The sequence below is a fragment of the Rothia sp. P7208 genome (assembly GCF_048512915.1).
Classification (GTDB): domain Bacteria; phylum Actinomycetota; class Actinomycetes; order Actinomycetales; family Micrococcaceae; genus Rothia.
Genome location: NZ_JBLXXW010000004.1, coordinates 73978 through 88319 on the forward strand (window position 1 = coordinate 73978; position 14342 = coordinate 88319).

The window sequence follows — 14342 nt, forward strand, 5'->3', positions numbered from 1 at the left end:
ACGATGAAGGAATAGTATGATTTTCATGGGTATTTTGAGGTGGTTTATATGGGAGAAAGACGTCAGCGTGTTCGTGAGTTCCGTGCTGTTGAGCCGAAGAAACAAGGATATTCTGCGCGTGAAGTAGACGCTTTTTTTGTTCAGCTGGTTGAGGATTTTGAAAATTTGCGCGCAGGACAAACTTACCCGGGGATGATGACCTCAACGACTATTCGCACCATGAGTTTTACACCGGTGCAGGGTGGTTACTATCCGGCTGACGTTGACGCGACGTTAGATCGTGTTGAAGACCGTTTCGCGTCTTTGGAACGTCGTCGTTATATTGAAAAATATGGACGTCAGACGTGGCGTCAAGCGGTAGAGGAAAGTGCTGAATTAGTGATGGGGCGTATCAACCGTGCCTCAGGAGAGCGTTTCCGTCGTCCTAGCTCTGCACGGGTTCAAGGATATTTTGTGGATGATGTGGATGCATTATGCGAGAAACTGCGTCAGCATTTTCGAGGTGAGGGAGAACTTTCTGCGGGTCTGGTTCGTCGGGCAGTTTTTCGTAGCGCTGTAGGTTCTTTATGTTATGAAGAGACGCAAGTTGACGCATTTATGGATCGCTGTATTGAACTAATACTTGATTTGAAATAGTTTTATGTCAACTTCATTACTTGCTGAGAGCATAATGTCTTAAGAAAATATCACCCTGCTGACTATCTAGGTATAATGACTAATGGTTGAAGCATTTTCTGTCATCATACTTTCAGAGAGCGGAAACTCTCATAAAAATAGGGAGATAAAAATGGGTCTTATTACCTGGATTATTTTAGGCCTCATCGCTGGTGCACTCGCTAAGTTCATCATGCCCGGTGAACAAGGTGGAGGATTTATTGTCACCACCGCATTGGGTATTGTTGGTGCGTTCATCGGCGGATGGTTGGGAACCTTTATTCCTGGCCTTTCTAACGGCATTACCGAGCTCAGCTTCGGTACTATCGTCACTGCTGTTATTGGTTCTCTTATTGCTCTGTTTATCTGGGGCAAACTAGGCGCAAAAAACTAAAACTTATCACTACCGTGCGATGCGAGGCTGATAGCTCTCAACCGAGATGCTAGCACCCTCGCATCGTCATTTTAAAACACGGCTACTAATCATGGTGTCCTCAAAGTGTTTCAGCAAAGACGGTAAACTACATACTATGAAATTTGGTGGCACAGCTAAACCTCGTACAAATACTCATCCTCTAGAGTCCCTAAGTGATGAATATCTTCAACATTGTGGGGTAGGCCGAACCCTTAGCATTCTTGGGTCAACTGGCTCTATTGGAACTCAAGCACTCCAAGTGCTACGGCACTTATGCTCCCTATCGCATACTAGCCTCTACGATGCTGATGCCCCCATCCGTGTTAGGGCGCTCTCTGCTGGACGAAACTCCTTAGAACTATTAGCGCAACAAGCTGTAGAAACTCGAGCAGAACTGATCGCAACGAGCGGAACAGAACAAGACCGTATCACCTTACAAGAACTCATCCAACAGCACAGCACAGCACATGGATTATCTGGGTACACCCCACAGATTATCTGCGGCGAAAACGCATCTTCTGAAGCTGCGAGCTGCGGTGCAGATATAGTACTGAACGGAATCACCGGTTCCATCGGTTTACGCCCAACCCTGGCAGCTTTATCCTCTGGCGCACACATTGCGTTAGCAAATAAAGAGTCCCTCATTGCTGGTGGGGCTTTAGTCCGCCAAGCAGTAGATCAATCACCACACGAACAACCCCTAATTCCTGTTGATTCTGAACATTCTGCTCTAGCTCAGGCCCTAAACACCGGACACGACAGCGAAATTGAACGATTAATCCTCACCGCATCGGGCGGGCCATTTCGTGGAATGACCAAAGAACAACTACAACATGTTACCCCTGAGCAAGCCCTAGCACACCCTACATGGGATATGGGTAAAGTCGTAACAACAAACTCTGCTTCGATGGTCAATAAAGCTCTTGAGGTATTAGAAGCACACTACCTCTTTGGTGTAGACCTTGACCATATTGACGTCACAGTGCACCCGCAATCAGTGGTACATTCTATGGTTCAATTTATTGACGGTACAACAATTGCCCAAGCTAGCCCACCGACCATGCTCCTACCCATTGCGTTAGGTCTGACATGGCCGTATCGTATCCCTCGCGTTGCACCCGCCTGTAACTGGAACATCGCACAGAAATGGACTTTTGAGCCTCTTGATGAAGAAGCGTTCCCAGCAGTCCGTATCATCAAAGACGCTGGACGTCGTGGAGGAACCCTACCCACGGTATTTAACGCTGCGAATGAAGAAGCAGTAGAAGCCTTCCATGAGAAGAAAATTTCTTTTACCGCGATGATTGATACCGTTCAAAAAGTACTGGACGAACATGAATCGTCGAGTGCATATTGTTCCGAAAAAAACTTGACCTTGGACTCAGTTTTAGAAGCAGAGCGCTGGGCACGTATACGTGCCGGCGAAATACTGGCACAATAGTAGATGTACCAAAACGTGTTGACCACGGCGGCAAGCTCCTTGAGAACTTGCCACCGTGGTCTTTAACAGCGCATATTTATGTGAACTACTAAAAAGTTCAGAATTCCAGTAACGGCACTTTAATAGACGGTGAGCCCGCGGTCCCGAAATTGTTGGCGTACCCGCTCTGTTTCTTCTTTACTGGGAGGACGAACATCTTCAAGTTTGTATTCAAGACCCAAAGAATGCCATTTATCTGTTCCCATCTGGTGAAAAGGTAAGACCTCTACTCTTCGAACAGATTGGGGCCAGCGGCATACAATATCTGCAACATTCTCAACATTCTCATAAGAGTCGGTGTAACCAGGCACTGAAACAAAACGAATCCACACATCTTTGCCAAGAGCGTTGAGTCTGTCACCAAAATCAATAGTTGGTTGTAAACGTCGTCCTGTCACACGATGGTAGGTTTCCTCATCACCGGCTTTAACATCGAGAAGAACTAAATCTACTGACTCAAGAAAATCATCGGTAGCTGCTGCACCTAAATAACCAGAGGTATCAATGCACGTATGAATACCTAAAGATTTAGCGCCCATGAGAACATTCCACGCAAAAGCACGCTGCATGAGGACTTCTCCACCAGAAATTGTTAAACCACCACCGGTAGATTTAAAAATTTTGCGATACCGTTTGATGCGTTTGATTAATTCTTGAGCCTCAACTGGCTGACCATCACGCATGTTAAACGTATCTGGATTATGACAGTACACGCACCGCAGCGGACAACCATTCATAAAGACCGTCATCCGAGTGCCGGGGCCATCTACCGCAGTAACGAGCTCCCAAGAATGGACAGAACCTAATTTTCCCTCTCTCATTCTTTTAAGCTGTTCGCTTCGTTCTAAATCGGTGAGTTCACCAAGACCCCACGTTCCAGCTCCTGCATGACGAGACGCTGGGGGAGCAAAGCCTTGTTCCCCCAACGGCATCGTTTCTACTGTTGATGTAGACATTATTGACCAGAAGAGAGTTAAGCACTCTGGTGGAAAGTCCGTGAGAGAACGTCAAGTTGCTGCTCACGCGTCAAACGCACAAAGTTTACGGCATACCCAGAGACTCGAACGGTGAGGTTTGGGTATTTATCGGGGTTTTCCATTGCGTCTTCGAGGGTCTCACGGTTGAGGACGTTGATATTTGCATGGTATAGGCCATGCTGATCTGCAGGGACGTTAGCTCGGTTAGCTTTCATCTCTGCAAGACGTTCTTCAAAGGTTTTGACTGCCATGATAATTTTCTCCTTAGATTTTTCAAGTGATGTGTTGGTATATGCCTCAGCACGAGGGCATATACCAACACGAGGTAACCCATGGGGTAACCGTTATATGCGGTTAGTCTTCTTCTGGTAAGAATCCTGCATCAAGGATGCCTACAAGGTTCTGAACTTGTTCTTCTTTGGTGCGCCCCAACGCGGTGGGAGTGATGGTGTTGGTCAAGGAAATACCGTCGAGGGCATCTTGATAGTCAAGTTTGCCAACAGAGAGCATGGATGCCACCATGCCGTGTGTATCCATACCGTTTTCGGGGTTTGCGCCGGGGGAGAAGGGTGTTCCTGCACGGTGTCCGGAAGGGAAGTTTCCGGTAGCTTTACCGTAGACAACATTCGAGGTAATTGTGAGCACTGACTGGGTGGGGATAGCATCACGATAAAGCGGGATAGCTTTAATCTTGCTCATGACCGTATGGACGATTGTTGCGGCGATATCGTCTGCTCTGTCGTCGTCGTTTCCGTAGGCAGGGAAGTCTCCTTCGGTGATGTAATCAACGATGAGTCCTGTTTCGTCGCGGACAGGGGTGACTTTCGCATATTTAATAGCTGACAGTGAGTCCGCAACAATGGATAGCCCAGCGATACCGCATCCCATAGCTCGAATGACGTCGGAATCGTGGAGCGCCATCTCAATAGCTTCATAAGCATATTTATCGTGGCAGTAGTGAATGATGTTGAGTGCTTCAACGTAGGTTGCAATCACCCAATCGAGCATTTCTTCATATTTTTGCCAGACTTCGTCAAAATCGAGAGGCCCGTCACCGGTGATGGGTTCGTACCCTTCAACGATGAGCTTTCCGCTCATCTCGTCTCGTCCACCGTTGATTGCGTAAAGCAGTGCTTTAGCAGCGTTGACGCGAGCGCCAAAGAACTGCATTTGTTTGCCGACTTTCATGGGGGATACGCAGCATGCGATGGCGGCGTCGTCTCCCCAAGTGTTTCGGATTTGTGGATCAGATTCGTATTGGATGGAGGATGTTTCGATGGAGATAGCGGAGCAGAACTCTTTGTATCCTGCGGGAAGTTTTTCGTCCCAGAAGATGGTGATATTTGGTTCTGGGGCTGGTCCGAGGTTGCGTAGAGTCTGTAGGAGTCGGAAGGATGTTTTGACGACGAGGGTTCGTCCGTCGTCTCCGAATCCTGCGTCGGACCATGTTGCCCAGTATGGGTCTCCTGAGAAGATTTGATCGTAGTCGATGGTGCGTAAGAAGCGGACGATGCGTAGTTTGATAACGAGCGCGTCGATCATTTCTTGTGCATCAGATTCGGTGATGGTTCCGTTGGCTAGGTCTCGTTCGAAGTAGATGTCGAGGAAGCCAGAGAGTCGTCCGATGGACATGGCTGCACCGTCTTGTGATTTGACGGATGCGAGGTATGCGAAGTAGGTCCATTGGACGGCTTCTTGTGCGTTTTTTGCGGGCCCTGAGATGTCGAATCCGTAGGATTGTGCCATCTTTTTGAGGCGTTTGAGGGCTTTGATTTGTTCTGAGTGTTCTTCGCGGTATCGTGCCCAGTGTTCGGAGAATCCTTGGTCAGCGACTTTGTGTTTATCGGCTTCTTTTTCTTGGATGAGGAAGTCTACGCCGTAGAGTGCTACACGGCGGTAGTCGCCGATGATGCGTCCACGTCCGTAGGCGTCGGGTAAGCCGGTGATGATGTGTGATGAACGGGCTGCGCGGATACGTGGGGTGTAGATGTCGAATACTGCGTCGTTGTGGGTTTTGCGGTATTCGGTAAATATTTTTTTGATGTCTGGGTTGGGTTCTTTGCCGGCTTCTTTGATGGCGGTTTCGACCATACGCCAGCCGCCGTTGGGCATCATGGCGCGTTTGAGGGGAACGTCTGTTTGTAATCCGACGCAGACGTCATCGTCTTCGCTGATGTAGCCGGCAGGGAATGCGTCGATTTCTGCAGGGGTGTTAGTGTCGACGTCATAGACGCGTTGTTTGCGTTCTACCGAGAGGTATTTCTTTTCGAGGGTGTCCCAGACTCTGAGTGTTTTGTCGGTGGGGCCGGCGAGGAAGGAGGCGTCGCCTTCATAGGGGGTGTAGTTGCGTTGGATGAAGTCTCTGAGGTCTACATGTTCTTGCCATGGTCCCGAGGTGAAATCTTTCCATGCGACGGCGAAGATGTCGTGCTCTGCTGTGTGCGATTCCGTGTGAACGGTCATGTCTGCACTCCTGTTTGCGGTAACCGCTTTTTGTTTATGTGAGCGGTGTTTTTATGTGACGTTTTTATCGTATCCATTGAGCTGTTGAATGTTAAAAGGTGTGCTGGTTTTGTTATGGAAAGAATTTTTATGATTAGCTTAAAAATGTCTTTTGACTAGTAGTTTTATTGATATTAGAAAATGTTATTTTGTATTTATGTGGTACGTAACGCCTATTATGTTCTTTTGTGAAGTTTTTGTGTTGGTGACATATAGTTAAAGTTCTGCAAGGTGTTGCGCAGAGGGTTTTTGTGACCATAAGGAGATTGTGTTCTTATGGTTTCATCTTTTCTTGTGTTGTTTTATGGAGGGAGGGGAACAACCTGCACAAATAACGCTCACGCCTCGACCCTGCACACAATAACCACCAAAAATACTGTAAAAACTACGCTTAACATCCCAGAAAAAACTGTGTACTAGCTCAATACATGGTGCGTAGCACTGCCACAACACTCGAAAACATGGTTTGATAGGTGAAGTTTAAAGAATTTCACCACGAACAGCGCAGAGAGGAAACAAACATGGGTACCGCCTTATTTATTGGGGGAGTCGTCATCATGACACTCGCCATCATTCTCTCTATCGCTTTACACGAAATAGGGCACCTCGTCCCCGCAAAACTCTTCAACGTCAGAGTGCCTCAATACATGATTGGGTTCGGCTCAACCATCTTCTCCCGAAAAGTTGGCGAAACCGAATACGGAATCAAAGCCATCCCTCTTGGCGGATACATCTCAATGATTGGGATGTACCCACCCGCCTCAAAAACCACTCGTCACAACCGCCTATCGCAGATTTACCAAGACGCACGCGACATCGACGCCGAACGTATCACGCCAAAGGACGAAGGGCGATTGTTCTACCAACTGCCAGTCTACAAACGCATTATCATCATGCTCGGCGGGCCCACCATGAACCTCCTCATTGGGGTTCTCTGTATGGCAGTGCTCATCCTCGGTTTTGGAAAATACCAGCCCACAACCACCATCGAAACCATTTCACAATGCGTACATACCGTCACTGCCACTAACGCAGACCAAGCCAACCGTGCCAGCTGCACCAACACCGATCTCGACTCTCCAGCACACGCGGCAGGTCTTACAGCTGGAGATACTATTACTGTTTTTGCCGGTGAACAGGTCACCTCGTGGGAACAACTCACCTCTCTCATCCAACGGAACGCAAACCACTCTGTTCCAGTAACAGTTGAAAAAGATGGAAAAACACGAGAACTGACCATCACCCCGTTGGAAACGGTGAGACCGGTCTATAACCAACTCACAGGACAATACGAAAAGAACCCCGACGGAACCTACAAAACCATCACCGTTGGTTTCATCGGTGTTAGCCCCACTAGCGAACTAACACCAGGACATATTGGACAAGTTCTCCCCGAAGTGGGGAACACCCTCGAACGTATTGGCGCAACAGTCCTCAAACTTCCAGCGAGAGTATTCTCAGTGGGAGAATCACTCATTACTGGAAGCGAACGCCCCGCGGACTCACCCGTTTCCGTTGTTGGAGTCGGGCGTGCTGCAGGTGAAATCGCAGCAACAGACCGTATCGATTTACGTTCTAAAAGCGCTACGCTCATCTCCCTAATCGGTTCCATGAACCTCATGCTATTCGTCTTCAACCTCATTCCATTGTTACCGCTTGATGGAGGACACGTTGCCGGCGCACTATGGGAGGGCCTCCGAAAAGGTTGGGCACGCCTACGAGGTAAAGCTAATCCTGGGCCCTTTGACCCCGTAAAGCTTCTTCCACTGACATGGGTCGTAGCTGGAGCATTCATCCTTATGTCGGTGGTCCTTATCCTTGCCGACATCATCAAACCTATTAACCTCTTCTAAAAACTATCTGTGACAAAACAGACAACCACTCTTATGAAGGTGGTATATCGTGGAAGAACAAACAAACACCGACGCTCTTAACATTGCGCTGAGAGCTATATCTACAGCAGAAACTCGTCGCGAAGCCCACTGCATTCGAAAAAACACTAGTATCTGGTGCACAATAGATAACGGTATCGGTGCGCATCGCGCGCACCACCGACAAGTCTTTGGAGGAACATCTTGGCTTCGGTCAGTTTAGGCATGCCCGCACCCGCCCCGCTTACACTTGCGCCACGTCGCAAAACCCGACAATTCAAAGTTGGGTCCGTAGGTGTTGGCTCAGACTCTCCAGTGTCGGTGCAGTCAATGACAACCACCAAGACACACGATATTGGTGCAACCCTCCAACAAATTGCTGAACTTACCGCTGCCGGTTGCGACATCGTACGTGTGGCTTGCCCCACCGACAAAGACGCAGAAGCACTACCTATCATTGCGAAGCAATCACAAATACCCGTTATCGCAGATATCCACTTCAAACCCAAATACGTATATGCCGCCATTGAAGCAGGCTGTGGAGCCGTTCGCGTTAACCCCGGAAACATCCGACAATTCGATGACCAAGTCAAAGAAATCGCGCAAATGGCGAATGACCACGGAACCTCCATCCGTATCGGAGTCAACGCTGGCTCCCTCGACAAGCGCCTCCTCCAAAAATACGGCAAAGCAACACCCGACGCGCTCGTAGAATCCGCAGTCTGGGAAGCCTCACTTTTTGAAGAACACGACTTCTACGACTTCAAAATCTCCGTTAAACACAATGACCCCGTAGTCATGGTCGAAGCATATAAACGCCTAGCAGAACGCGGAGACTGGCCTTTGCACCTAGGCGTTACAGAAGCTGGACCAGCCTTTCAAGGCACCATCAAATCCGCAACGGCTTTCGGGGCGCTCCTGTCTCAAGGCATCGGTGACACTATCCGAGTGTCGCTTTCTGCTCCTCCTGTTGAAGAAGTCAAAGTAGGTTCACAGATTCTTGAATCGCTGAACCTTCGTCCTCGAAAACTTGACATCGTATCTTGTCCCTCCTGCGGACGAGCACAAGTCAACGTCTGGGAACTAGCAGAAAACGTCACTAAAGGGCTCGAAGGCATGAAAGTTCCGCTTCGCGTTGCCGTTATGGGATGTGTCGTCAACGGGCCTGGTGAAGCTCGCGAAGCAGACCTCGGCGTCGCATCAGGTAACGGCAAAGGACAAATTTTCGTCAAAGGCGAAGTCATCAAAACCGTGCCCGAAGACCAAATTGTTGAAACTCTCATCGAAGAAGCTACCCGTATTGCCGAAGAAATGGAAGCCAACGGCGAATACATCCCAGAAGATGGGCCTGGTGCGCAAGTCATTGTCAAATAACCCGTAAGTACTGGCCAGGGAAACACCATACCCCTGGCCAGTGTCATACATTTAACCTGAAGAAAGCTGTGGCCACCGTGCTCTCATTTTTTCAACGCAACACAGAGGATGTTCTTATTCGTCCCCTAACCATTGACGATTGGGACGAACTTGAAACGATGATAGCCACCGACCCCATCAAGAACCTCTACGCTTCAGAACATCTAGAGCGCTTTGGACTACCAACACCCTCCGCCCTGAGCGGGCAACGCCAAAACTATGGGTTCATGGGCATCTTCATACCTGTTTATGAGAACGCACCGATAGTCCATCACGGAGTAGAACTCGCCTACGGTAACTTTGAGACAGAACGCAAAAACGCCAACACACGAAAACCGTATCTGCCCGATAGCGAACGAATGAGCCAAACCGTCAAAAAAGTTACGGAAAAACTTTTTGACAAAATTACATTAAAACCACGGAGACCTATCCCGCTACAAAATGAGATTCTTGAGCCTCATAAAAAATACTCTCAAGAACACTCCGCAACATTCTTCACGATGGTAGGCGCCTTCTGGCTAGGATCAAATTGTGTCCCTATCGTAATTCCCAAAGAATACCGTAAACATGCCAGTACCATGATTACCCGCTCTATCAAATACATATCATCCATCATTGGCGACGCTGAAGACGTTCTTGGGTTATGGGAACTTCTACAACCTAAAGCAGCAACGCCTCTCTCCGTGAGCGAAAATCAGCCGCTACTATACCTTGACCCACAGAAATCTTTAGAAACATTTACCACACAAAAAATTCAACCTCAGCAAAAAAACCTTGACGTTCCAGCCATTAAAGAGAACGCCGTCCGTTGGGCACGTACCTCCGACCGCCATTCACTACTTAAAGCTTCTGTGGCAATGTTTATTGAAGAAGTGGGTTATGACCCGATGACTAGAGACTCCGCCGGATACATCCAACGAGTTGAAGAATACATTAGAACAGGAAGAACCCTTGTTGCCACCAACGATGATGGTGTTGTCATCTTCAAAGCAGACCTTGGGCTAGCATACTCAGATCTTTGCCAAATACAGGGGGTATGGTTGCATCCTGCCTACCGTGGGGTAGGGCTATCTGCACCTCTGCTAGCTCAAGCTATCGAACTTATTCGCCCAAGATTCCCTCATATTAGTTTGTACGTCAATAGTCATAACCAACGCGCCTACCGGCTATATCAAAGTCTCGGTATGGAACAACACGGTACTTTTGCAACGGTGACGTTCTAAAAACTATCTTTTCTTCCCCATAACATCGTCGATGCCTTGCCCGTTAAGGAACATCATCAACAGAGCATCTACGCTAAAATAAGTACAAATATTCCTCAACAAGTGTCACAAACACTCATGAGCACCCCACAATAAGAATGGATGATTTTGGTGGCTATTTGCCTTTCACAACTCTTTTTGCGCACCCTGCGCGATGACCCTTCCGATGCAGAAGTTATCAGCCATAAACTCTTAGTTCGTGCCGGATACATTCGCCGTGCCGCACCAGGTATCTACACTTGGTTACCATTAGGACTCTCGGTGCTCAACAAAGTGCAGAACATCGTCCGCGAAGAGATGAACGCTATCGGCGCCCAAGAAGTACACTTTCCCGCACTGCTCCCACGTGAACCCTACGAAGCCACGAACCGTTGGGATGAATACGGAGATAACCTCTTCCGCCTCAAAGACCGCAAAGGCGCAGATATGCTCCTTGCACCCACCCACGAGGAAATGTTCACGCTCCTCGTTAAAGACCTATACACCTCGTATAAAGACCTCCCCGTCTACCTCTACCAAATCCAAACAAAATACCGTGATGAAGCACGCCCACGTGCTGGACTCTTGCGCGGACGAGAATTCATCATGAAAGATTCCTACTCTTTCAACCTCGACGACAAAGGACTCGAAGAAGCCTATAACGCACACAGAGGTGCATACCAACGTATCTTTGAACGACTCGGACTAGAAATTGTGATCGTTCAAGCGCAATCTGGTGCTATGGGTGGTTCTCGTTCTGAAGAATTCCTGCACCCAACGCCTATCGGCGAAGATACCTTTGTGCGCTCTGCTGGTGGATATGCTGCGAACGTTGAAGCTGTCACTACCTACCCGCTAGAAACTGTAGATGCGAGTAACACACCAGCAGCAAATGTTCGTAAAACGCCTCAGGCAACTACTATCGAATCTTTGGTTCAGGTATCAAACGAACTTTATCCTCGTGAGAACTGCTCATGGGAGGCGAAAGATACCCTCAAAACACTGATTGTTGCGGTTATTTTGCCTGATGGAGAGCGTCGTCTGGCTGCTATCGGCATCCCCGGAGACCGTAACGTAGACCTTTCTCGTGTGGAGGTTAACATTGGTGCGCTACTAGGTGTTGGCGGCGAAGTTGAGGTAGAACCAGCAAACGAGAACGACCTCAAAGACTTCCCGCAACTGGTCAAGGGATATATCGGCCCAGGCGTATCACGAGAGCAACAACTCTTAGGTGAAGAATCTGCTACAGGTATTCCTTTCTATATTGACCCACGTATCGTAGAAGGAAGCGCTTGGATTGCTGGCGCTAACCAAGCTGAACACCACGTGTATGACGCTGTTGTAGGCCGTGACTTCGTGGCAGACGCTACTATTGAAGCCTGCGAAGTCCGTGAAGGCGATATGGCCCCCGATGGCTCTGGCGAACTGTACACTGCTCGTGGTATTGAAATGGGACATATCTTCCAGCTAGGACGTAAATACGCTGAAGCACTTGAGCTCAAAGTCCTTGATCAGGACGGAAAGCTACAAACAGTTACGATGGGCTCCTACGGCGTAGGTGTTACTCGCGCGCTAGCTGCTATTGCTGAAAAAAATAATGATGAGAAGGGCCTTATCTGGCCCCGAAACATCGCACCAGCAGACGTGCATGTTGTGGCAACAGGCAAAGGTGAAGAAATCCTTGCTGGTGCTCAAAAACTTGTTGATGAGCTCGAAGCTGCAGGGATTGACGTGATTTTTGACGACCGTCCGAAGGTATCACCCGGCGTGAAATTTAAAGATTCTGAGCTGCTCGGTGTGCCAACAATTATTGTTGTTGGACGTGGCTACGCAGACGGAAAGATTGAAATTCGTGACCGCCGAACCGGATCATCTCGCGAAGTGGACCTTGATGAGGCCGTTGCACAAGTACAACAAGAAATAACGGCTGAAGAAGTATCTGCCTAAGAACAAACCATACGAAGCTGAGGGTGTTCGTACGATGTTTTCATCGGACGAACACCCTCAGCTATATACCTTGTCACGAAGTATCAGAAGAACTGAACTAGCCTTCTAAAAAGATACGGGTAGAAAGAACAAAAATTTGCGCATCACTTGGTACGTTGCGGTCGGCAACAACTGCTAAAGCATTCTTCTGTAAAACATCAGATTGTTCTTCTAAAAATGTGTACCCTTGTGCAACGTCAACCGGATAAGTAACCTGCTGTTTTGGTAACTGATACTGACACGATACTGCTTGAACAAGCTGGCGTTCAAAGAGTTGTGCTTGCTGCTGCGAACGCTCAATATCTGACACCTCTTGGGCAGAAAAGCTATCGACATCGGTTCTTGCCCCAATGACCTCACTGGCATAATGGTACGCATAGCTTGCTTGAAGAAGACGTGCAACGCTCTCAGGTGCTGGGGTACGCTCTGAAAGAGGACGGCAAGCAACTGTCTTTGGAGCTTTCACCTCAGAGAGCTTTATCTGATGTTCTTGAGCAAAATCTTGTAACTTCTGAACAAATTCTAACGGTTCAGAACGAACAAAATTTTGAGCTTCGGATTGTCGATCTGCATTGATAAAAACCTCGTGATATAGCTTCTGTACAGAAGAATCAAAGGTCTTCTCCCACGAGGGAGAATCATCCTTGGGGTGGTCCTTGCTCGCTAGAATATTTGCCGAATGAGGTAACGAATCTAGTTGTTGTTGAACCAAAGATTTTAGCTCATCAGATACGGGAGTTTGCTGTGAAGCTAAAGAATCTTGTACCTCAATGAGAGCGCTAGATATGCGAGTGTACGGTGCTAAAGATTCTGCCTGATGACGCTCCTGAACTTGAGAGTATGCGCCAAGGGCTAGCACTATGACAAGAGAGCTACCTGTGAGCGCGCTTGCTAGAGTCGAAGATTTCATCGTGGTATAACCCTTTTCTTGTCATCAGTGGTGTTGAGAGTGTACGACCTGCCGAATCTACCTTCTCTTTTTACGTTAGCTCTCACACACCACCGTGTTAGGGGTGTTCTCATAGGAAAAGTGGTGCCATAGACGGTAGGCTTAACCGCTAGTTCGATTTAATCTGAAAAGAAAGTAGCTGATGGTACAACCTTCTCAAAAGAATACTATGAATGCTAGAGAGCGTCGTGCAGCTGAACGTGCTTTAGCTCGAGTATCTGCACCCGAACAATACAGCGCCTTCCTCAACGTCGAGGACGTCAGAGAGAGCATTGAATCAGTAATTGCACAATTCGGTTGTGTGCTTGAGAGTCTTAAAGCTCAAGGTTCTGGCATGCACCGTACTCTAGAAGTTGTTGTTGACTACACCGAAGACCGCACTGACCTGCTCTCCCTCGACACCTTAGCTGAAATTTCTGGAGCTCTTTCTAACGCACTTGATGAAGCAGAAGACGGAAACGTCCCGTATGCTTTAGAAGTTTCTTCTCCTGGAGCTACACGTGCACTCACCGAAGTCCGACACTGGAAACGGGCACAGGGACGTCTACTAGACATCACTCTTGAATCAGGGGAACAATTTTTAGCTCGCTTAGACAACGTCGAAGAAGACGGCGCCATGATTCGTCGTAAAAAACAGACGAAAAAAGGTCAGAAAGAATCCTACAAAGAGAGCGAAAAACTTCTGTGGGAGGCAATTTCTGCCGCAAAAGTAGAAATTGAATTCAATCACTAGTGGGAAAATTCGCTAGAATCACTAAGTAGAGAAAACGTTAAACACGAAGGTTCATGCGGTATCTTCCGCCTGAATGTTAGAGAAGGCGGAGCCGGGGTACACGCGTGCCCCGGTCTGTTGT

13 protein-coding genes are annotated in these 14342 nt (G+C 48.2%); 9 read left to right on the top strand and 4 right to left on the bottom strand.

Annotation, left to right across the window (positions count from 1 at the left end):
• The first annotated feature begins 48 nt into the window (after positions 1-48).
• From ACN084_RS05565 to dxr, 3 genes are all read left to right on the top strand, one after another.
• Positions 49-636, top strand: a complete 588-nt coding sequence (locus tag ACN084_RS05565) for a cell division protein DivIVA (protein WP_419102151.1) — start codon at positions 49-51, stop codon at positions 634-636.
• Positions 637-787: 151 nt separating this feature from the next.
• A complete protein-coding gene (locus ACN084_RS05570) occupies positions 788-1048 on the top strand; it encodes a GlsB/YeaQ/YmgE family stress response membrane protein (RefSeq protein ID WP_419102152.1) in 261 nt (86 codons plus the stop codon).
• A 136-nt stretch (positions 1049-1184) separates the two neighbouring features.
• Positions 1185-2510 (top strand): 1-deoxy-D-xylulose-5-phosphate reductoisomerase, encoded by a 1326-nt coding sequence (dxr, locus tag ACN084_RS05575; protein ID WP_419106171.1) that lies wholly within the window; start codon positions 1185-1187, stop codon positions 2508-2510.
• Between the two features lie 119 nt (positions 2511-2629).
• Here the strand turns inward: dxr and pflA are convergent, their stop codons facing one another.
• From pflA to pflB, 3 genes are all read right to left on the bottom strand, one after another.
• Positions 2630-3505 carry a pyruvate formate-lyase-activating protein gene (gene pflA / locus ACN084_RS05580; RefSeq protein ID WP_419102154.1) on the bottom strand — a complete coding sequence of 292 codons (876 nt, stop codon included), beginning with the start codon at positions 3503-3505 and terminating at the stop codon, positions 2630-2632.
• A 17-nt stretch (positions 3506-3522) separates the two neighbouring features.
• The gene (grcA2, locus tag ACN084_RS05585) at positions 3523-3777 is read right to left on the bottom strand and encodes an autonomous glycyl radical cofactor GrcA2 (RefSeq protein WP_419102155.1); all 255 of its coding nucleotides are present in this window, start codon (positions 3775-3777) and stop codon (positions 3523-3525) included.
• A gap of 103 nt (positions 3778-3880) precedes the next feature.
• Positions 3881-5989, bottom strand: a complete 2109-nt coding sequence (gene pflB, locus ACN084_RS05590; RefSeq protein ID WP_419106172.1) for a formate C-acetyltransferase — start codon at positions 5987-5989, stop codon at positions 3881-3883.
• A 560-nt stretch (positions 5990-6549) separates the two neighbouring features.
• Here pflB and ACN084_RS05595 point away from each other — a divergent pair.
• The 5 genes from ACN084_RS05595 (at position 6550) to ACN084_RS05615 (ending at position 12500) form a co-directional block, all read left to right on the top strand.
• On the top strand, positions 6550-7881 hold the full coding sequence (locus ACN084_RS05595; protein ID WP_419106173.1) for a M50 family metallopeptidase: 1332 nt from the start codon (positions 6550-6552) through the stop codon (positions 7879-7881).
• A 49-nt stretch (positions 7882-7930) separates the two neighbouring features.
• Positions 7931-8122: a hypothetical protein gene (locus tag ACN084_RS05600; protein ID WP_419106174.1), complete on the top strand. Its 192-nt coding sequence runs from the start codon at positions 7931-7933 to the stop codon at positions 8120-8122.
• Complete coding sequence (ispG, locus tag ACN084_RS05605) at positions 8104-9273, top strand: flavodoxin-dependent (E)-4-hydroxy-3-methylbut-2-enyl-diphosphate synthase (protein WP_419102159.1); 1170 nt, start codon at positions 8104-8106, stop codon at positions 9271-9273. The genes ACN084_RS05600 and ispG overlap by 19 nt, the downstream gene beginning before the upstream one ends.
• Before the next feature lie 77 nt (positions 9274-9350).
• Positions 9351-10535 carry a GNAT family N-acetyltransferase gene (locus ACN084_RS05610; protein WP_419106175.1) on the top strand — a complete coding sequence of 395 codons (1185 nt, stop codon included), beginning with the start codon at positions 9351-9353 and terminating at the stop codon, positions 10533-10535.
• Positions 10536-10685: 150 nt separating this feature from the next.
• Complete coding sequence (locus ACN084_RS05615; RefSeq protein ID WP_419106176.1) at positions 10686-12500, top strand: proline--tRNA ligase; 1815 nt, start codon at positions 10686-10688, stop codon at positions 12498-12500.
• A gap of 97 nt (positions 12501-12597) precedes the next feature.
• Here the strand turns inward: ACN084_RS05615 and ACN084_RS05620 are convergent, their stop codons facing one another.
• Positions 12598-13449: a hypothetical protein gene (locus ACN084_RS05620; RefSeq protein WP_419106177.1), complete on the bottom strand. Its 852-nt coding sequence runs from the start codon at positions 13447-13449 to the stop codon at positions 12598-12600.
• A gap of 181 nt (positions 13450-13630) precedes the next feature.
• Here ACN084_RS05620 and rimP point away from each other — a divergent pair, with 181 nt between their 5' ends.
• Entirely contained in the window at positions 13631-14221 is a 591-nt protein-coding gene (gene rimP / locus ACN084_RS05625; RefSeq protein ID WP_419102163.1) for a ribosome maturation factor RimP, read from the top strand.
• Positions 14222-14342 lie beyond the last annotated feature (121 nt).